Origin of the sequence: Pontibacter russatus, assembly GCF_009931655.1 — a bacterium.
GTDB lineage: Bacteria > Bacteroidota > Bacteroidia > Cytophagales > Hymenobacteraceae > Pontibacter > Pontibacter russatus.
In genome coordinates this window covers 3,392,881-3,410,376 of the sequence record NZ_CP047984.1, presented here as the reverse complement: position 1 = coordinate 3,410,376, position 17,496 = coordinate 3,392,881, and the positions used below count along the sequence as shown (strand labels likewise).

General features: G+C 51.7%; 18 protein-coding genes. 9 read left to right on the top strand and 9 right to left on the bottom strand.

Annotation, left to right across the window (positions count from 1 at the left end):
- Nucleotides 1-283 precede the first annotated feature (283 nt).
- The 9 genes from GSQ62_RS14205 (at nucleotide 284) to GSQ62_RS14165 (ending at nucleotide 7,195) form a co-directional block, all read left to right on the top strand.
- Nucleotides 284-1,150, top strand: a complete 867-nt coding sequence (locus tag GSQ62_RS14205; RefSeq protein WP_161890118.1) for a MotA/TolQ/ExbB proton channel family protein — start codon at nucleotides 284-286, stop codon at nucleotides 1,148-1,150.
- Between the two features lie 21 nt (nucleotides 1,151-1,171).
- The gene (locus tag GSQ62_RS14200; protein ID WP_161890117.1) at nucleotides 1,172-1,774 is read left to right on the top strand and encodes an ExbD/TolR family protein; all 603 of its coding nucleotides are present in this window, start codon (nucleotides 1,172-1,174) and stop codon (nucleotides 1,772-1,774) included.
- Between the two features lie 22 nt (nucleotides 1,775-1,796).
- Nucleotides 1,797-2,321 carry an ExbD/TolR family protein gene (locus GSQ62_RS14195; RefSeq protein WP_161890116.1) on the top strand — a complete coding sequence of 175 codons (525 nt, stop codon included), beginning with the start codon at nucleotides 1,797-1,799 and terminating at the stop codon, nucleotides 2,319-2,321.
- A gap of 177 nt (nucleotides 2,322-2,498) precedes the next feature.
- Nucleotides 2,499-3,152 carry an energy transducer TonB gene (locus tag GSQ62_RS14190; RefSeq protein ID WP_317164380.1) on the top strand — a complete coding sequence of 218 codons (654 nt, stop codon included), beginning with the start codon at nucleotides 2,499-2,501 and terminating at the stop codon, nucleotides 3,150-3,152.
- 193 nt (nucleotides 3,153-3,345) lie between these two features.
- Nucleotides 3,346-3,552, top strand: coding sequence for a hypothetical protein (locus tag GSQ62_RS14185; protein WP_161890114.1), 207 nt, complete (start codon nucleotides 3,346-3,348; stop codon nucleotides 3,550-3,552).
- Between the two features lie 3 nt (nucleotides 3,553-3,555).
- Nucleotides 3,556-4,182, top strand: coding sequence for an energy transducer TonB (locus tag GSQ62_RS14180; RefSeq protein ID WP_161890113.1), 627 nt, complete (start codon nucleotides 3,556-3,558; stop codon nucleotides 4,180-4,182).
- 123 nt (nucleotides 4,183-4,305) lie between these two features.
- Complete coding sequence (locus GSQ62_RS14175) at nucleotides 4,306-4,569, top strand: hypothetical protein (protein ID WP_161890112.1); 264 nt, start codon at nucleotides 4,306-4,308, stop codon at nucleotides 4,567-4,569.
- The gene (locus tag GSQ62_RS14170; RefSeq protein WP_161890111.1) at nucleotides 4,559-5,497 is read left to right on the top strand and encodes a PstS family phosphate ABC transporter substrate-binding protein; all 939 of its coding nucleotides are present in this window, start codon (nucleotides 4,559-4,561) and stop codon (nucleotides 5,495-5,497) included. Before GSQ62_RS14175 ends, GSQ62_RS14170 begins: the two co-directional genes overlap by 11 nt.
- Nucleotides 5,498-5,551: 54 nt before the next feature.
- A complete protein-coding gene (locus GSQ62_RS14165; RefSeq protein WP_161890110.1) occupies nucleotides 5,552-7,195 on the top strand; it encodes a tetratricopeptide repeat protein in 1,644 nt (547 codons plus the stop codon).
- Between the two features lie 352 nt (nucleotides 7,196-7,547).
- Here the strand turns inward: GSQ62_RS14165 and GSQ62_RS14160 are convergent, their stop codons facing one another.
- The 9 genes from GSQ62_RS14160 to GSQ62_RS14120 all read right to left on the bottom strand — a co-directional run bounded on the left by GSQ62_RS14160 (nucleotide 7,548) and on the right by GSQ62_RS14120 (nucleotide 17,479).
- A complete protein-coding gene (locus GSQ62_RS14160; protein ID WP_237586634.1) occupies nucleotides 7,548-8,582 on the bottom strand; it encodes an RluA family pseudouridine synthase in 1,035 nt (344 codons plus the stop codon).
- Nucleotides 8,583-8,666: 84 nt separating this feature from the next.
- Nucleotides 8,667-9,272: an OmpH family outer membrane protein gene (locus GSQ62_RS14155; protein WP_237586633.1), complete on the bottom strand. Its 606-nt coding sequence runs from the start codon at nucleotides 9,270-9,272 to the stop codon at nucleotides 8,667-8,669.
- Between the two features lie 28 nt (nucleotides 9,273-9,300).
- Nucleotides 9,301-9,960 carry an OmpH family outer membrane protein gene (locus GSQ62_RS14150; RefSeq protein ID WP_161890109.1) on the bottom strand — a complete coding sequence of 220 codons (660 nt, stop codon included), beginning with the start codon at nucleotides 9,958-9,960 and terminating at the stop codon, nucleotides 9,301-9,303.
- A gap of 15 nt (nucleotides 9,961-9,975) precedes the next feature.
- Entirely contained in the window at nucleotides 9,976-12,465 is a 2,490-nt protein-coding gene (gene bamA, locus GSQ62_RS14145) for an outer membrane protein assembly factor BamA (RefSeq protein ID WP_161890108.1), read from the bottom strand.
- An 11-nt stretch (nucleotides 12,466-12,476) separates the two neighbouring features.
- Complete coding sequence (locus GSQ62_RS14140) at nucleotides 12,477-13,220, bottom strand: isoprenyl transferase (protein ID WP_161890107.1); 744 nt, start codon at nucleotides 13,218-13,220, stop codon at nucleotides 12,477-12,479.
- Between the two features lie 59 nt (nucleotides 13,221-13,279).
- The gene (gene porG, locus GSQ62_RS14135; protein ID WP_161890106.1) at nucleotides 13,280-14,071 is read right to left on the bottom strand and encodes a type IX secretion system protein PorG; all 792 of its coding nucleotides are present in this window, start codon (nucleotides 14,069-14,071) and stop codon (nucleotides 13,280-13,282) included.
- Nucleotides 14,072-14,120: 49 nt separating this feature from the next.
- Nucleotides 14,121-15,107 (bottom strand): DUF6089 family protein, encoded by a 987-nt coding sequence (locus GSQ62_RS14130; RefSeq protein ID WP_161890105.1) that lies wholly within the window; start codon nucleotides 15,105-15,107, stop codon nucleotides 14,121-14,123.
- Between the two features lie 115 nt (nucleotides 15,108-15,222).
- On the bottom strand, nucleotides 15,223-16,110 hold the full coding sequence (locus GSQ62_RS14125) for an NAD kinase (protein ID WP_161890104.1): 888 nt from the start codon (nucleotides 16,108-16,110) through the stop codon (nucleotides 15,223-15,225).
- Between the two features lie 10 nt (nucleotides 16,111-16,120).
- Nucleotides 16,121-17,479, bottom strand: coding sequence for a POTRA domain-containing protein (locus GSQ62_RS14120; protein WP_237586632.1), 1,359 nt, complete (start codon nucleotides 17,477-17,479; stop codon nucleotides 16,121-16,123).
- Between the last annotated feature and the right edge of the window lie 17 nt (nucleotides 17,480-17,496).

The window sequence follows — 17,496 nt, the reverse complement described above, 5'->3', positions numbered from 1 at the left end:
CGCAAACTGATGTTTATACTTTGATTGCACGCACCAGCAGGAGTTATTTTTAGGAAGAAGCGAAAGGAACATTAGGAATTTTCATTCAAAAAAACTTAAATTAGGGTGCTAAACAGGCAACACCCGGTAATTTTCTGAAATTAAACCGCCAGAATAGTTTGAATATTTGAGAAAAAGCAGAAATTGCAATTTCTACAAATATTTAGACGTGTTAGATTAACATTTTACATTTACTAAACTATTTATTACAACACAAACAGCTAAACTTTAAACTTTTAAAAAAATGGAAAAAAAGACTGCAGTAGCGAGCAAGAATCCTAATGTCGAGAAAAAGGCCAGCCCGATGGGCGGCGTATTTGCATCCATTGTTATTCCGCTTGCTATCATAGTGAGTGTGCTTATTTATATGTTTGTATTGGGAAACCCTGCCAACTTTGAGGGCAACGACCCGGCCAGCCACCCTCTACCAGGCAATTACCTTGGCATTGTTTACAAAGGCGGTTGGGTAGTGCCTATCCTTTTGGCCCTTAACCTGATGGTGTTTATTTTCTCTATTGAGCGTGCCCTTACCATCAGCAAAGCAAAAGGAAGCAAGAGCATCGCTTCTTTCGTAAGAAACATTTCTTCCAGACTGAACCAGCGCGATATAAACGGCGCCATCGCTGCCTGCGATGCTCAGAAAGGATCTGTTGCGAACGTGGTAAAAGCCGGCCTGCTGAAATACAAGGAGATGCAGAACGAGCCCGAGCTGCTAAAAGCCGAGAAAGTTGCCGCTATTCAGAAAGAGATTGAGGAGTCAACCTCGCTGGAACTTCCAATGCTGGAGAAAAACCTCGTAATTATCTCCACTATCGCCTCCATCTCCACACTGGTTGGTCTGATTGGTACGGTGCTTGGTATGATTAAAGCGTTTGCGGCTCTTGCCCAGGGCGGTGCCCCGGATGCGGTAGGTCTGGCAAACGGTATCTCTGAGGCCTTGATTAACACAGCCCTCGGTATCACAGGCTCTGCCATTGCCATCGTCGCTTACAACTACTTCACAAGCAAGATTGATGAGCTTACCTACGGTATTGATGAGGCAGGTTTCAGCATCATCTCTACTTTCGCGGCCCAGCACGACGCCGCCCCTGTAAAGACACAAACTGTATAGTTCACCGTATAACAAAAGAAAATGCCTAAAGTTAAAGTAAAAAGGACGAAACCCTCGTTGGACATGACGCCAATGGTGGACTTATTCTTCTTGCTGGTGACTTTCTTTATGCTGACTGCGACAGCCAGACAGGAGGAGGCCGTTGTGGTAGACACACCTTCCTCAGTGTCAGTAATCAAACTCCCTGATACAAACGTAATTACAATTACGGTTGACAAAGAAGACCGAGTGTTTTTCGGAGTGGACGGGCAGCATACAAAGGAAGCATTACTCGAGAAGATAGCGGGCAAGTACGGGGTCGGTTTTACAGCAGAGGAAAAAAGAACATTCTCCCTGTTGAACAACTTCGGCATGCCGGTAAGTCAGCTAAAGTCGTTCCTGGCCATGCAGTCCAGTGCCCGTGATGAAGTGCGACAGCCTGGTATTCCCATCGACTCAACTCAGAATGAGCTTGGTGATTGGGTGCTCCAGACACGTCTCACAAACCCGAAGGTTGTTATTGCCATCAAAGGAGACAATGATGCCAATTTTGCAACGGTTCAGCGCGTGATCGACATCCTGCAGGACAAGAAAGTAAACAGGTTTAACCTGGTGACCGACATGGAAGCAATGCCGGGCAGCTAATTAACAGATAGGAGAAAAGACAATGGCAGAAATACAAGAAAAAGGCGACTCCGGTAAAGGCGGTAAAAAACGCGCCAAAAAGTCGTCTACCAAAGTAGACATGACACCACTGGTAGACCTTGCCGCCCTTCTGATCACGTTCTTCATGCTTACCACGACGTTCAACAAGCCGCAGACCATGGAAATCAACATGCCCGTGGATCCTAAAGATGAAACTGAGCAGATTGAGTTGAAAGCAAGTAATGCCATGACCATTCTGCTGGGGGAGGACGATAACCTGTATTATTACTTCGGGCTCGCCGCTGACAACCCGGAGGTAGTAGAGACGGATTATTCGGCTAATGGTATCAGAAAGGTGCTGTTGTCGCCTGAGGTCAAAAGCAATGATATGATGACTGTTATGATCAAGCCTATGGAAACCTCCCGTTACAAGAACATGGTAGACATCCTGGACGAGATAAAGATTACAGACACCAAGAAGTATGCCCTCGTGGATTTTGGCGAAGCAGACGAAAAATTATTAGAGCAACAACAATTAGGACAATAGGATATGGACAGTAACTTAGCAACGAAAGCATCGCTTGACGATATCGTCTTTGAAGGACGAAACAAGGCGTACGGTGCCTACGTACTTCGCAAGCTGTATAATAGCCATATCACGAAAGCCGCTATCATCGCCACCATTTTATTCTTTTTGTTCATCAGTATCCCACTGATATCGAAGATGATCGGAGGCGAGGAAGAGGCAGCAGTGACTGAGCGCGTTATAACAGAAGTAGAACTGGCACCACCACCGCCACTGGACGAGGCGACACCGCCACCGCCGCCGCCGCCGCCACCAGATCTTCCGCCACCACCGCCACCCGTGCGTGCTACCGTAAAGTACACGCCACCGGTAGTAAAGCGTGACAACGAAGTTGTGGAAGAGGAAGAGATTCCGGATGTGGAGGTGCTTGAGGAGATTGACGCAGGTATTGAAACCGTAGAAGGGGACAAAAACGCGCCACCTGATCTCGGAGACATCGACGGAACAAGCGATGTGGTAGCAGAAGTGGTGGAGGAGAAGCCTTACACCTATGTGGAGCAAATGCCAACTTTCCCTGGTGGCGAGTCAGAAATGATGAAGTACCTGGGCAAGAACATCCGCTACCCTGCCGCCGCGCAGCGTGCCGGCATCGAAGGTATCGTGGTGCTGTCTTTCGTAGTGAGCAAGACAGGCGAGATTTCTGAAATTCAGGTGATAAAAAGCCTGGGAGGCGGAACCGACGAGGAAGCTGTGCGCGTTGTGAAGTCCATGCCAAAATGGACGCCAGGAAAGCAGAATGGCAGGGCCGTACCTGTACGCTACACGCTTCCGGTGCGCTATACGATCAAATAATGGCCTGAAGAAGGCATAATACAACAGAAAATCCCGGTCATGTGTTGGCCGGGATTTTTTGTTTCCTATTAAAATACTCAGCATGCATACCTTTTATATATAGAAAACGTATGTTATCAGAACTAATAAATATAATCTTATTATCATATATTAAAAGACCTAAAAGCAAATGTAAAACTTAAACCGACAGCCCATGGAAAAGAGCTATTACTTAAGCAACACCTTTAACAACATTGTTTTTAAAGGCCGCAATCAGGCGTATGGCGCCTATGCGTTGCGAAGGAACTACAGCAGGCATATGACGCTTGCCGCCATTTTAGCAACAGCTCTTTTTTCTGGAGCGCTCGTCGGCCCATTAGTAAAGAGTGTCTTTTTTGCAGAGCAGAAGAAATATGTATAGCCGGTGCTGGACATCACAGGCCCTATTGTGATTGAAATTCCGAACCTCCCTAAATTACCGGATGAGGTGAAAGCGGAAGCAGCCCCCGCAGTAGAGCCAGTGAAGCAGGAAAAGACAGAGGAGTTCGTAAAGCCGAAAGTGGTGAAGGAAAACACCAAAGCAGCAACTAAGACAATGCCGGACCAGAGCGAACTGAGCAAGGTGCATATAGGCCGGAACGCATTAGACGGAGAAATACCCGAATTCCCCTCAGTTGGGCCAGACGAAGCCCCTGCTCCAGGATTGGGTACTGGGACCGGTGATCCGGCAGCACCCACCGAGTTCATCCATGCAGAGGTGATGCCCGAGTTTACCGGCGGCGACGACGCCCTGTTCAGATACCTGGGCCAAAATATGCGCTACCCACAGGCGGCACAGCGGGCAGGTATAGAGGGAACCGTAGTTGTTACCTTCGTAGTAGCACCAGATGGGGCCATCACCAAAGCTCAGGTAGTAAAAGGCCTGGGATATGGCACAGACGAAGAGGCTTTGCGTGTCATCAACAACATGCCTGCATGGCAGCCCGGCAGGCAGAACGGCAGGGCGGTACCGGTGCGCTATACCATACCCATCAGGTTTAGCCTGAAGTAAACCATAGAAGCAGATGCGAAGGCAGGGGCGGCAAACCAGTTTTGTTAGCTTCTGCTTTCTTTTTATATTCAATTGGCTTATTTTTAAGAGTTAATGAATAGAAACTCCCGTAGCCATCTAATAATGCTCAGACCAAAGAGAGAAGAACCTGATTCACTTAGCCTTTTCCGAAAAGTCGCGCGTATCTTCACGCTGACCATGACCCTGGTATATGTGGCGCTGGGTATTTTTATTATGTTTGCGGCGGACAAGCTCCGGCTCAGCATCAGCAGTGAGATGCGTTATGCCATTGGAGGAGTTCTGGTATTATATGGCGTGGTACGGTTTATAAGAGCCTACCAGCGAAACAAACGCAACAGAGAGGAGAGTAACAACTATGAAGAATAAACTCAGCAGGATAGCCCTGGCCGCAGGACTCATGGGGATAATTGCCTGCAATAATACGGAAACGCCACTGAGCACCCCTACCTCGGGCAGCACAAACATCAGCATCGACGAATCGTTCCAGCCTATTATGGCGTCGATGGTGGACACGTTTGAATCCATATATGACAGAGCCGATATAGAGGCTGATTATAAATCAGAAGGCGAGGTGCTGAAAGATTTCCTGAACGACAGCACCCGGGTGATTATCCTGTCGCGCGAACTGACTCCCGCTGAGGAGGCATCGTTCAAACAGAAGAAGCTCATCCCGCGCACCACAAAAATAGCCATAGATGCGGTGGCGCTCATCACGAACCCCAATAACCCGGACACGCTGCTGACAATGGAGGAGGTGCGGGGCATCTTCAACGGGGAAATCACCAGTTGGAAAGGGCTGGACGAAAACTCTGGCCTGGGAGATATCACAATAGTGTTCGATAACAACAACTCAAGCACCGCGCGTTACGTACGAGATTCTCTGACAGCAAACCAGAAGCTTCCTGAAAACACATTTGCAGCCAACTCGCACAAGGCACTTATAGACTATGTAGCTGAGAATGAGAACGCAATGGGCGTAATTGGTGTTAACTGGATCAGCGACCTTGATGATTCCACGGCCATAAGCTTCCTGAACAAGATAAACGTGCTAGGCATCAGCCAGGAATCAAACCCGCAAACGACAGAAAGCTTTTACCAACCGTATCAGGCCTATATCGCCCAGGGTGTTTACCCGCTGCGCCGCTTCCTGTATGTTATCAGCACAGAGGGCCGCGCGGGACTTGGCACAGGATTTGCCTCCTTTATTGGAGGAGATCAGGGACAGCGCATCTTCCTGAAGTCAGGCCTGGTGCCTGCCACAATGCCGGTGCGGGTTATCGGCTTGGGTAATTAAGAGCAGGCGCAGGGCGCTTAGAAACTAAATTTAAACAACTAAACGTAAATACTGATGACAAATAAATGGAAGTATATTGCCCTTATGGCGGCTGCCTTCCCTGCCACAGCAGCTTTCGCTCAAACAGGAGGAGACGCTGGCAGAAGAGCAGTAGACCTGGAGCGTTACGAGGAAGCTAAATCCATCTACAAGGGGCAGCTTGGCAGCAAGGACGCTGACAACGCTTACTTCGCTTTAGGCGATATTTACCTGCGCACGGACAAACCCGACTCAGCCGCTTACTACTTTAACCAGGGGATAGCTCAGAATAAGCGCTCCTATATCAACTATGTCGGGCTCGGAAAACTTGCCCTGATGCAGGGCGACAACGCCAAAGCAGAGCAGAACTTTAGCGAGGCCCTGAACGGCAGGGGTAAAAAAGACCCGTTTGTGCTTGCTATGATAGGCGAGGCTTATGTGAGCGCACCTAACGCCACAGAGGCACAGATAAACAAAGGAGTTGATTACCTGAAGCAGTCGCTGGAGCGGGATAACAAAAACGCCCTGGCCAACATCATTCTGGGCGATGCTTACCTGAAGCTGAAGAAAGGCGGCGAGGCCATGTCGAGCTACGACAGGGCCATCCAGCTAAACGACCAGAACCCGCTTGCCTACTACAAGAGAGGCCAGCTATATACCAGCTCGCGTAACTACAACGAAGCAGAGCAGGCTTTCAACAAAGCGATAGAGATTGACCCTAACTTCGCCCCTGCCTACAGCGACCTTGGCGAACTCTATTACTTTGCCGGCCAGTATGACAAGGCATTGTCTACGTTCCAGAAGTTTGTGGATATGGCGGAAGACACCCCTGAAACCAAGGCGAAGTACGCATCCTTCCTGTTCCTGACCAAGAACTACGACAAGACCCTGCAAGTGGCAGAGGAAGTGCTGCAGAAAGAGCCCGACAACACGGTGATGAACCGTCTGAGGGCTTACTCCTACCTGGAGTTAGGCCAGCCGGACAAGGCGATGCAGGCTATGGAGTCATATATGCAGAAAGTAGACCCAAGCAAGCTGATTGCTGAGGACTACGAATACTATGGCCGCATACTGATGAAGAACAATCAGCCAGCCAAAGCCATCGAGAACCTGGAGAAGGCCTTGCAGATGCACCCGGAAAATGTGGAGCTATATGCTGAACTGGCCAACGCATACGCACAGGACCAGCAGTACGACAAGGCCATTGCGGTGTATGAGCGCAAGCGTGAGAATGTGGAGCCAACCAACGCTGACTACTACTATATGGGTAACATCTATATGATGGCCGGTGAGGAGAAAGCGGCGGCAGGCGACGCTCAGGCAGCCAATGAGTTCTTCAAAAAGGCTGACGAGACATACGCCAATGTAACCGAGGCAAACCCGACTTACCCATATGGCTATCTCTGGAGAGCACGCGCTCAGGCAAACCAGGACCCTGAAACCACAGAGGGACTGGCTAAGCCACACTACGAGGAGTTCATTAAGGTAGTGGGTGAGGATAAGGAAAAGTATAAGCAGGACCTGATTGAGGCTAACTCTTACCTCGGCTACTACTACTACCTGAAAGGAGAAAGGGACAATGCCGTGAAGTACTGGCAGGAAGTGAAGAACCTTGACCCTGCTAATCCTCAGGCCACCGCAGCTCTGAATGAGATCAACAAAACAGCGAAGAAGAAATAAACAGCTGTGAACACCATAAAAAAAGCCTGCCCTTCATGGGGCAGGCTTTTTCGTTCTTAATCCTCTTCGCTTGGCCAGGCGAACAACTAGTGGCCCACAAATGCTTCGGGCTGCTGCTGAGGGAAAGATTCTTTACCCTATGATATATAAAACTGATTTTGGGAAAATTGAAGTGTTTGCCAGTCAAAGTTATGCTGAGGCACAAAACCAATCTCAAAAATCAGAAGACAACCTTCGCCATATAGGCCTCTTCGAGGCAGTATGCCCACGAGGGCTAATCTTATAGATGCTCTTCCTGTCTATTTATACACAGCAGAAAGAACAGAATACGCTATTGCTCCACCATAAAAGGCTACTGCCCTTCATATAGCTCCCATTTCGCCAGTACAGCGGCAAAGTCCTCCGGCAACTCCGAGTCAAACTGAATATGCTGTCTGGTGGCGGGGTGTTTGAATCCAAGCGACTTGGCATGGAGTGCCTGCCTTGGCATCAGTTTAAGGGCATTCTCGACAAAGGCTTTGTAAGTGCCAGTCGGGGAACCACTCAGAATTTTGTCGCCGCCGTACGTAGCGTCCGAGAACAGCGGGTGCCCGATGTGCTTCATATGCGCACGTATCTGGTGCGTCCGGCCCGTCTCCAGGTTGCACTGCACCAGCGACACGTACTTAAACCTGCGCAGCACCCTGTAATGCGTAACGGCATACTTGCCATATGATCCATCAGAGTAAACAGCCATCACTTTCCTGTCTTTCACGCTGCGCCCTATATGGCCCACGATGGTGCCCTCCTCCTGCTTCGGCACACCCCATACCAAGGCATAGTAGGTGCGCTCAATGGTGTGGTCAAAAAACTGCTTCGCCAGGTAAGCCATGCTATAGTCCGTCTTGGCGATGACCAGCAGCCCCGACGTGTCTTTGTCGATGCGGTGTACCAGGCCCGGCCTGCCCTCCCCATTGCGGCTGGTAGGCAGGTTCCGGAGATAGTAAGTGAGCGCGTTCACCAGCGTGCCGGTCCAATTGTTGTAAGCTGGGTGTACCACCATGCCCGCCTCCTTGTTCACCAGCAGCAGTTCCTCATCCTCATATATGATGTCCAGCGGGATGTCTTGCGGCACCACGTCCGTGTCGCGCGGCGGTTCTGCCAACGTTATCGTAATTACGTCCTGGGGCTTCACCTTATAGCTCACCTTCACAGGCTTCTGGTTCACCTGCACCGACTCCGATCGGATGGCGCATTGCAGCTTGTTGCGCGTCACGTTTGGCAGCCGGTCCATCAAAAACTTATCCAGGCGCAGCAGCGCCTGTCCCTTATCCACCACAATGCGGTGGTGCTCATACAATTCGTCGGAATCTTCTGTGTTTTCTTCCGTGTCTATATAATACGCCAAAGCAGAGAGCTATATATGGGTACAAAAAAGAAAGCCGAAGTATACACACCGGCTTTCCCTTGAGATATATGAAAGAAGCTGTTATTAGTTCTTCTTCTTGGTGTTAGACTTGGCAGGAGTAGTTGTAGCGGCTGGCTTTGAGGCGGCTGGCTCAGGAGTCGCCTGTGCTTTTGCAGGGTCTACTCCCAGTTTCTTCAGCACCAGCGGAGAGATGTCGCCATCCTCAGGGCCGGCAAGCAGCGCCTGGTTGCTGATGATGTAGGTATAGCCGTTCTCTACGCGCACCTCCTTGATGGCCTTGTCGATTTTAGCGATTACCGGGTCCACCAGCGACTTCTCTTTCTGCTGCAGCGATGTCTGGGCGCTGCGCTGGAACTCCTGGATAGAGCTGTTCATGTTCATCAACTCTTTCTCCTTGTCGTCGCGCACTACCTTATCCATAGTGGCAGCTCCTTTTTCATAAGCCTGCAGTTTGGTCTCGTACTCCGCGTACTTTGCCTTCAGCTGGTTCTCGAGCTGTGTGCTGTGCGTCTTCAGCTCAGACTCAATCTGCTTGCTCTCGGGCATTTGCAGCAGGATGTACTCCACGTTAGTATAACCAATCTTCAGCGGCTGGTCGTTGCTCTGTGCGAAGGACGCAAAGCTGATCAGTAAGAACGCTACTACTAAGGTTTTAATCTTGTTCATCATCGGTTGGTTGATTAATAATATGTTAGTTTTAGTTGTTAGACTTCTTCTCGTTTCCGCTTGCAGGCTGCGGCACAGGCTGATTCTGCTGCTCTTCTTCTGCTCCCACATCCGGCAGGTTCCCCGGATCATCCACTGCACTGTCGGCTGGCGTTTGCCCCTGTTGGTTCTGGCGCTCCGAAGCAAGCCCCAGCGCCTCCAGCACATATTCCGTGTAATCGTGTACCGGGTTGGTATAGATAAGCACCAGGTCACCGGACTTGTCGAACATCATCTGGACGCCTTTCTCTTTGGACACTTTCTCTATGGCTTCGAAAACTTCGTCCTGGATGGGGCGCATCAGCTCTTGCCGGCGCTTAAACATCATGCCTTCGTAGCCAAACACCTTCTGCTGGTAATCGCGCAGCTCAGCGTCCTTTTTGGTTATCTCGGCCTGCCGCTTCTTCTTCATCTGCTCTGTCAGCAGCACCTCCTCGGCCCTGTAGTCCTGCTTCAGTTTGTCCGATTCCTGCTGCAGCAGCTCGATCTCCTTTTGCCAGGCCGTGGCGTATTTATCCATCTCCTGCTGCACCTGGTTGTAGGCTGGCATCTTGCTCAGGATAAAATTTGAGTCAATATAGCCAATCTTCTGAGCATGCGAAACAGATGCCACTAAAAAGGCTGCTACAAAGATGAACAAAAACTTCCTCATACAAATTCCTTCCCGTTAACGTATCTGCTGCCCGATCACGAAGTGGAACATGCCGCGCTTGTCGTCCAGCCCGCCAGGCAAAGTGTCCAGCCTCCAGGCATAGTCAAACCCAAGCAGACCAAACGCAGACATGAAAATCCTGGCCCCGACACCCGCAGAGCGGTACAGTTTGAACGGGTTGTATTGATCAAGAGAACCAAAGTTGTTACCTGCCTCCAGGAAGGCCAGACCATATATCATGGCAGCCGGGTTAGGCGAAATCAGCTGCCGGGCCTCCAGCACAAATTTGTTGTAGGCAATACCGCCCGCCTGGCCTAAATAGGTTTCGGTAGAGTTCACCACGTCGCCTTCCTCGTAACCGCGCAGGCCTATATACTCCGTGCCGACAAAGAAATTGCCGCCTCCTAAGCCGGTGCCTCCCAATTTAAAGCGTTCAAATGGGCCAACAGAGCTTTCGTTGCTGTAGGTTCCCAGGAAGCCGAAATGCGCCCGGGTGTTCAACACCAAATTCCCTGCCAGATTTATGAAGTACGAGGCATCGAACATCCATTTGTTAAATTCAATGTACTCAAACTTGTCTTTGCGGTCTGACAGCAGGGAGTAAGGCGGCGTCAGGTTCAGGCTCAGTGTAAAAGAAGATCCTCTTCTCGGGAAAGTTGGGTTATCTACACTGGAGCGGCCCAGCGTGTTAGTGAAGGAGATACTGTTCGATATTCCGTCCTCATAGCCTGGGGCAATCGGGTACTCATTTACGTTATAGCGGTTGTAGGACAGTGAGTGATTCATATAGAAGAAGTTGTCCGGCCAGTTCAGCCTCCTGCCCAGGCTCACAGATGCTCCGTCTACATTTAGACTGGCTGCATTCTCGTCATCCTCCCTAAGCGAGAACCTTCGGATGGTTTTGAATAAGCTAACGGTCAGGGAGTTTGGCTTGCGGCCACCCAGCCACGGCTCCGTGAACGAAAGCGAGTATGACTGGTACAGCCTGCCGTTGGCCTGTATGTTCAGGGCCAGGCGCTGCCCGTCGCCTGTCGGCACCGGCCGCCACTCGTCCAGGTCAAGCGCCTTGCGGGTAGAGAAGTTGTTCAGCGTCAGGCCCACCGTGCCCACAGGTCCCAATATACCGCCCCAACCGCCAGACAGACTGATCTGGTCGTTCGGGCGCTCCACCACGCTGTAATTTATATCCACCGTACCTTCTTCTGGGTTTGGGATCGGGTTAAGGCCAATCGTTTCCGGGTCAAAATAACCCAGCGCAGCCAATTCGTTCCTGGTTCTGATCAGGTCGTCGCGGCTGTATTTCTGGCCGGGCAGCGTGCGTATCTCCCGAAGAATCACATGGTCGCTGGTTTTGTCGTTGCCCGTGATGGTGATTTTGTTGATGGTTGCCTGCGGCCCTTCCGTCACACGCATCTCCAGGTCTATCGAGTCGCCCTCTACCCGCACCTCTACCGGATTGATATCTGAGAACAGGTAGCCGTCGTTCTGGTACAAAGCAGACACGTCTATGCCGCCTGTCGGGTTGTAGGTAATGCGCTTCTCCAGTTCCTGCTGGTTATATACGTCCCCCTTCTCTATGCCCAGCACCCTGGCCAGGTACTCGTCCTCGTACAGGTAGTTGCCCTCCCAGGTGATGTTGCGGAAATAGTAGCGCTTGCCCTCGTCCAGCACAATGCGGATGCCGAGCCTGTCGTCGCTGATGCGGTAAACGGAGTCGGACACAATGGTGGCGTCGCGGTAGCCTTCTGAGTTATAAAAGTCGAGCAGGCTTTGCTTGTCCGTCTCGTACTGCGTCTGGTTGTATTTAGAGGAGGTGAAAATCTTATACCACTTCTTCTCCTTGGTTTTCTTGAGTTGTTTCCGGAGTTTCTTATCCGGGAATGCCTCGTTACCGACAAACTCAATATCAGCAATCTTTACCTTGTCGCCTTTGTCCACGTTAATGTTCAGCATCACGCTGTTCGGAAGCGTGGAGTCCGGGCGCTGCGTAATGTTTATCTTGGCGTTCAGGAAGCTTTTCTCGAGGTAATAATCACGGATAACGTTGCGCGTGCTGTTGAGGACAGCATCGGTCACGATGCGGCCGCGCTGCAGCGGCACCTTCTCGCGCAGGGCATCGGCCTGCGTCTTGTTGATGCCCGAAAACCGGTAATCGGCCAGGCGGGGGCGCTCCTTCAGCTCGAAAGTAAGGAAAATCAGGTCTCCCTCCGTGCGGGCAAGCACCTCCACATCACCCAGGATGCCCTGTTGCCACAGCTTCTGGATGGCACGGCTGATGTCCTCACCGGGCACTGTAATTTCGTCCCCCTCTTTGAGGCCTATAACGGAGATAAGCGCCACAGGCTCCAGAAACTTCGCGCCGCTGACGGCAATGCCGCCAATGCGGTACTGCTTTGGCTGGGCATAATCTATCGGAGAATTCTGAGCAGGATTGTTCAGCACTTGAGAAGAGGCCGCGCCTGCCGTCAGAAGCAGCAGCACGAGCACCCAGATACATCTTGTCATTAGTGTTTTTATCACTTAATTATTTGTTCGCTTGTCTTGCCAAAGCGCCTCTCGCGGCGCTGGAAGGAGATGATTGCCTCGTAGAGCTGCTCTTTCCTGAAATCGGGCCACAGCAACTCCGTAATGTAAAGCTCAGTATAAGCTAGCTGCCACAACAGAAAGTTGCTGATGCGCTGTTCGCCGCTGGTGCGGATGAGCAACTCTGGGTCCGGAATGCCTGCCGTGGACAGGTGCGCCGCTATTGTCGCCTCGCTTATATCATCGGCCTGCAAGTTTCCCTGCTCTACCTGCAGGGCCACCTGGCGCATCGCCTGCGTTATATCCCAGCGGCCACTGTAGCTCAACGCCAGCACGAGCGTCATGCGGGAGTTCTGTTTGGTAAGGTCCATGGCCTCCAGCAACTCCCGCTGGCAAGCCTTTGGCAAGCTGGCTGTGTCGCCGATGGTCTGCAGCCGAATGTTGTTCTTGTTGAGGGTGGCGGTTTCTTTGCGGATGGTGGACACCAGCAGTGTCATCAGGGCCGACACCTCCTCCATTGGCCGCGACCAGTTCTCTGTGGAGAAAGCGTACAGGGTCAGGTATTCGACACCGAGTTCCGCCGCTGCCTCCACGGTGTCGCGCACCGCCTTCACAGCGTTCTGATGGCCAAATATCCGGAGCCCGCCCCGTTGCTTCGCCCAACGCCCGTTACCGTCCATGATAACGGCTATATGCCTTGGCAAATTGCCTAAGTTTACGTTCTCCCGAAGATTCATTAAAACACAATTTCCCCGCAAGTTACAAAAAGCATCACAAATTTGTGAAACATTGCAACTTAATCTAAAAGGCCGGGCGTTTTCTTGTAAACCGGAGGGCAGTTGATGCGGTAGAAGGTGTAAGAAATGCTGATACCGTTGTAGAAATACCAGTCATTGTCATGCGGGTTTGCCAGGTACACCGGATCTTCCCCCGACAGGTTATCGAGTTTGTCGGTGATCATTTTGCGGGCGCCGAATTCTGCACCGAGGTTCCAGTGCCTGCTCAGGGCGTACTTCACCCCCACGCCAAAAGGCACCACCACTGCCAACTTAGTCTCGAACGGTTTGATGCGGTCTCCGTTTGCGCCGGGCAGTAGGCGCTTATGTAGCTCCAGTTTCACGTTATATGCCACACCCGCCACGCCAATAAAAACAGAGGGCGATAGCCTGGGCTTTTGCCGCATGTCGTAAAAATCGAGGAAGTTGTATTCCATCACCGCCGACACCTCTAACATGCTGAGATAGGTTTCGCCCTCCCTGAAAGCATGAAAGGGGCGCTCATCCTCGTAAACCGAATCGCTGAAGGTGTTGTTCTCGAAAATGCGGTGGCTGCCCATCAGGCCGCCACGGAGTGAGATAGCATCGGACATATTGCGCCGGTAGAACACGGTAAGCGCCGGCTGGTTGTTCAGAAACCGGTAGTTGGGAGAGATTTCGCCCTTGTAATTCGCGCCTCCTATGCCGATGCCAATTTCTGACGTGGAGATAGGCTCAAGACGCTGTGCGAACAGATTGCAGCTAAAAAAAACACTCCCTATTTGTATAGCAAGACAAATAAGGAGTGAATCTCTGAATTTAATTAATGCCATGTAGATTCAAACGGAGTTCAACTGAACAACGCAGCACTCCCCCGTTCTATTATCTGAACTTCGGAGTTCTAACGCGCGGCGTCAAAATATAGTTTAGGGTTATACCTGTGGTTATATACCAGTCATCGTCTGAATTGTTGCCTCTTTTCGGGTTGATGGGAGAGCCATAGTATGGCACAACATCATATGGGCTGCCACTGGGGTCCGGTGTAGTAGCGAATCCTGTTTCGGCACTCCTGTCCGAGAGAATAGCCGCCGCTGTCGGGTTCTCTCCGCTCCCGCTCAGAATATCAGATTTACGGGCAAAGCCAGCACTGGCGTCATCTAAATAATCTGTGAATGTTTTTCTCCAGCCAATCTCTATGTTCAAGTCCCAGAACCTGTCAATCTTGTAACGAACGCCCAGGCCAAACGGCACAGATATCTGCACGCGCTTATACGGCTCCGGATAGTCGCCGTCTGCATACTGCCCTTCGGTGCCTAAGGGTTGCAACTCATACCACCCGGTCGGAATATCATTTGGTGTTGCGCCCTGCCGGGAGCCGTTCTCATAATACGCCTTTGGGTTATGATGCAGCACAGCCACACCCAAAAAGCCGTAAGGCACGAAGTCAGGGCGGCGGCGGTAGTTGTTGCGGTTCTCGAAGAGATCCACAATGGCGACAGCGCTCAGCTCTTTTATGTCGTTCCGGAACGAAAGGTTTCTCTTGAAGCGCCCGGCGTTCTCTCCTTCATCTACGGAGGCGCTCAGCCTGTCGTCTCCCATGATGCGCATCCAGTTTAATGCCACTCTCCCCGACACGCGCGGAAAGTAGCGGTGCGTGTAGCTGACGCCAACGTTGGGCCGGGTAGACTTGAAACGGAAACTCGTGAAGTCAGGTTCCGGCACAATGTCGCCGAAGTAGTTGGAGGCGCCAAGAGAAAGCCCCAATGAGCCATACCGCTTACGCTGCGTAAAGCGTTGCGCGTCGGCAACAGTAGCAGCAAGCGTTATGGTAAAGAGGAGCAACAGGGCAAGGGTACACAATCTTTTCATAACGAAAATATATCTGATATATGGCGCTTTAATGGGCAACAGCCTCCCCAACTTAAGTTAAGACAAAAATAGCGATAAAAGCGAATTCCGGAAATGATATTGCAAATATTTAATATTATTTCAAAACGTCGTTCCGCTTGTCGAGGCCCCAATTGAGCTTGCTGCGCAGGGTAGACAGAAAATTCACGTGATGGAGCTTCACGAGGCGGGCCGCGAAATTCTCCCGGCGCACGGCCAGCTGCACATGCATGTCCACGGCGGTAGAGCGCGAATCAAGGGAGGCGAGGTAGCCACTGCTGCGGCCCTCCACCTCAAAAGAGATCACGCTCCTATCTGACACAATCATGGGTCTGACGTTCAGGTTATGCGGGCATACGGGTGAAATAACGAAGTTATTGGTCTGAGGCAGCACCAGAGGCCCTCCGCAGCTAAGCGAGTAACCGGTAGACCCTGTCGGCGTTGCCACCACCAGTCCATCAGCCCAGTAGGAGTTCAGGTATTCCCCGTCTATATACGTGTGTACCACTATCATGGCCGAGGTGTCACGCTTTAATACGCTAAACTCATTTAATCCGAAGTTAATGTCCCCAAAGACCTCCTGATCGGAGTCTACGCGTATCAGAGCCCGGTCGTCCAGCGCGTAATGGCCCTTGTACAAGGCATCGATGGCCACCAGAATACTTTCATAGGGAATGGTGGCCAGGAAACCGAGCCTTCCGGTGTTTATGCCGAGTATGGGAATCTGCAGTTTCCCCACATAGGTTACCGTGTCGAGCAGGGTGCCATCGCCGCCGATGCTCAGCACCACGTCCACATCCTGCAGCCTGTCGCCCCGGCCAAAGGTCTGGATGCCCGTGGGCAGGTTGATGGTGTTTTTGAGAAACAACTGAAACTGCTCTACCAGGAAAAGCTCCGCCCTGCGCCGCTGCAACTCATCAAAGAGCATCTGGACGAACGGTGCGATAGTATCGCTGAAAGGTTTCCCGAGTATGGCTATTCTCATAGTGCTTGTCTTAAAAAGGAAAACTGCTGCTAAAGTAGAAACCCCTGTCGCCTTCTTTGTTGAGCGTGTACTCCAAGCGAAGCACGATGTCGTAAAACGTGACGGCATGCAGCCCCAGCCCCCCTCCCGCCAGCAGCCTGTTCGTCAGCGGATTATTCTTCCCGAATTCGTTGTCAACCACGTACCCCGCATCCGTGAAAGCGTTGAGGTACACCGACAAAGGTATGCTATTAAACTTTGGGTTCCGGATAAATTTCAGTTTTATACCCTCAATGTCCAGTACCCGCCGCGTTAGCCCCTGCTTAAAGAGCCCGTAATGCTGGCCGCCCACCACATACAGCTCGTAGCCCCGCACCAGGGACCGGAAACCAAGCGCGAGGTTGTCGGCGAAAGCATGCTCCCGCGCCAGCCGCAGTTGCGCCTCCCCGCCTATCATATAGGAATACTTTTCCGACAGCCTTTGGTAGTTTACGTACTTGGCCCGCAGCGTGGTAAAGCCTGTGCCTGTCTGCTGCAGAAAGAAGGTATGCGCGGCCCCAATCTCAAAATAACTCCCCGAAAGCGGATACGCAAAATAATCCCGTAGATTAATGGCTTTGTGTACTTCCGTCCGCACGAAGCGGCGCTCATGCAAGGCTGTGTTATAATAGGCGGAGTTCAGGATCGTAACTGTGTCGGAGACGCGCTCGTGGTGGTACGACAGCCGGAAGCCCTCCTGCCGCTGCACGCTCTGCCGGTGTATGAGGCCCGCAGAAAAAGCGGTGCGCCGGATAATTCGCCCTTCCTCCTGCTCATGAAAGTACTGCCTGTTGTCCAGGTTCGTGTAATTGACAGTGCGGCTGCGGTAGTCGGCTATCCCTATCTCAGCGCCCAAGTTCTGCGCCCGGCTTATATAGGGAATCCGGTACGAAAACTCCAGCCGCTTGTTGAAGCCCTGCTGCACCCGCACCCGCACCTCCTCGTTGCGCCCCCGGAAGTTGCGGCGCACCAGGCTCAGTCCATAGTCTATGCGGCTCCAGTCCCTTTTCTCCAGCCAGGCGTTAAAGTTGCGGTCGGCAAAATCAAAAATCAGGACGGGGTATATATAAAAGCGCTCCTGCACCTCGTACCGCACCTGCACCAAACCGCCGGAGCAGGTGTAAGCATACGTTACGTGGTGAAAGAGCCGCAGGTTAAACAGGCGGCTGCGGTTTTCCTCCAGCAGCGGCTCCAGTTCCTCAGCGTTCACGGTGTCGCCGACGGCAAACGTGAAATCCTGCCGCATCACCTGCTCTTTTGTGATTTCGTTGCCCGTAAAGGAGATACCGGCAATCACTACCTGGGGTTGCTCGCAGGGCCGTGCCTGTATGCTGGCAGTAATCGTGAACAAAAGAAAGACAAGAAGAC

Coding starts and splice junctions, on each gene's coding strand:
- GSQ62_RS14140 (WP_161890107.1), bottom strand. CDS start 13,220: ATGAATCTTCGGGAGAACGTAAACTTAGGCAATTTGCCAAGGCATATA.
- GSQ62_RS14150 (WP_161890109.1), bottom strand. CDS start 9,960: ATGAGGAAGTTTTTGTTCATCTTTGTAGCAGCCTTTTTAGTGGCATCT.
- GSQ62_RS14190 (WP_317164380.1), top strand. CDS start 2,499: ATGATCGGAGGCGAGGAAGAGGCAGCAGTGACTGAGCGCGTTATAACA.
- GSQ62_RS14170 (WP_161890111.1), top strand. CDS start 4,559: ATGAAGAATAAACTCAGCAGGATAGCCCTGGCCGCAGGACTCATGGGG.
- GSQ62_RS14125 (WP_161890104.1), bottom strand. CDS start 16,110: ATGAGAATAGCCATACTCGGGAAACCTTTCAGCGATACTATCGCACCG.
- GSQ62_RS14155 (WP_237586633.1), bottom strand. CDS start 9,272: ATGATGAACAAGATTAAAACCTTAGTAGTAGCGTTCTTACTGATCAGC.
- GSQ62_RS14195 (WP_161890116.1), top strand. CDS start 1,797: ATGGCAGAAATACAAGAAAAAGGCGACTCCGGTAAAGGCGGTAAAAAA.
- GSQ62_RS14200 (WP_161890117.1), top strand. CDS start 1,172: ATGCCTAAAGTTAAAGTAAAAAGGACGAAACCCTCGTTGGACATGACG.
- GSQ62_RS14165 (WP_161890110.1), top strand. CDS start 5,552: ATGACAAATAAATGGAAGTATATTGCCCTTATGGCGGCTGCCTTCCCT.
- GSQ62_RS14185 (WP_161890114.1), top strand. CDS start 3,346: ATGGAAAAGAGCTATTACTTAAGCAACACCTTTAACAACATTGTTTTT.
- GSQ62_RS14205 (WP_161890118.1), top strand. CDS start 284: ATGGAAAAAAAGACTGCAGTAGCGAGCAAGAATCCTAATGTCGAGAAA.
- GSQ62_RS14130 (WP_161890105.1), bottom strand. CDS start 15,107: ATGAAAAGATTGTGTACCCTTGCCCTGTTGCTCCTCTTTACCATAACG.
- bamA (WP_161890108.1), bottom strand. CDS start 12,465: ATGACAAGATGTATCTGGGTGCTCGTGCTGCTGCTTCTGACGGCAGGC.
- GSQ62_RS14175 (WP_161890112.1), top strand. CDS start 4,306: ATGCTCAGACCAAAGAGAGAAGAACCTGATTCACTTAGCCTTTTCCGA.
- porG (WP_161890106.1), bottom strand. CDS start 14,071: ATGGCATTAATTAAATTCAGAGATTCACTCCTTATTTGTCTTGCTATA.